The sequence below is a fragment of the Candidatus Symbiothrix dinenymphae genome, assembly GCF_001431085.1.
This window is the reverse complement of record NZ_BBRU01000326.1, coordinates 1-507: the sequence shown is the minus strand read 5'-3', so window position 1 is coordinate 507 and position 507 is coordinate 1. Positions and strand designations below refer to the sequence as shown.

Below are 507 nucleotides of genomic sequence, written 5' to 3'. Positions count from 1 at the left end.
AACGGCTACATCAACTACGTGAAAGGCGCAAACATAGCAGGTTTTATGAAAGTGGCACGCGCGATGATGGCACAAGGAGTGATTTAAAAGCATGAAACATAGGCTGATATTTATCAAGACATGTAGAGACGTGGCGCGCCACGTCTCTACTCGGCAGCTGCCTTATGAGAAAAAGTGAAGCTATAAATGCAGAAAATGAGGCTATAAATGAAAGCGTTAAAAAAGAGGTGCATGAATTATATGACCATATAAAAAACAATCCGTTAATAAAAAGAACTGATATAATAATATTTATAGGAAAGAGTAAGACAACGGTGGAGCGTTATTTGAAAATTTTGAAAGACAATAATCTAATAGAATACATTGGTTCCTTAAAAACAGGAGGATATAGAATTATAAAATGAACTCACAAAAAACAACATATAAGATTTTATGAAAATTCGTTTTTTAGGCACAGGAACATCCACCGGCATACCGGAAATCGATTGCCGGTGCGATGTTTGTATG

Annotated in this window: 1 protein-coding gene; it reads left to right on the top strand. The window is 36.1% G+C overall.

Features of this window, described 5'->3' with window-relative positions; all coding sequences use genetic code 11:
• Positions 1–164: 164 nt before the first annotated feature.
• Positions 165–404, top strand: coding sequence for a hypothetical protein (locus ASC50_RS03980; protein WP_055432417.1), 240 nt, complete (start codon positions 165–167; stop codon positions 402–404).
• Positions 405–507 lie beyond the last annotated feature (103 nt).

What these genes read in the sequence shown, in the direction of transcription:
- ASC50_RS03980 (WP_055432417.1), top strand. Translation starts at nt 165, where the DNA reads ATGAGAAAAAGTGAAGCTATAAATGCAGAAAATGAGGCTATAAATGAA.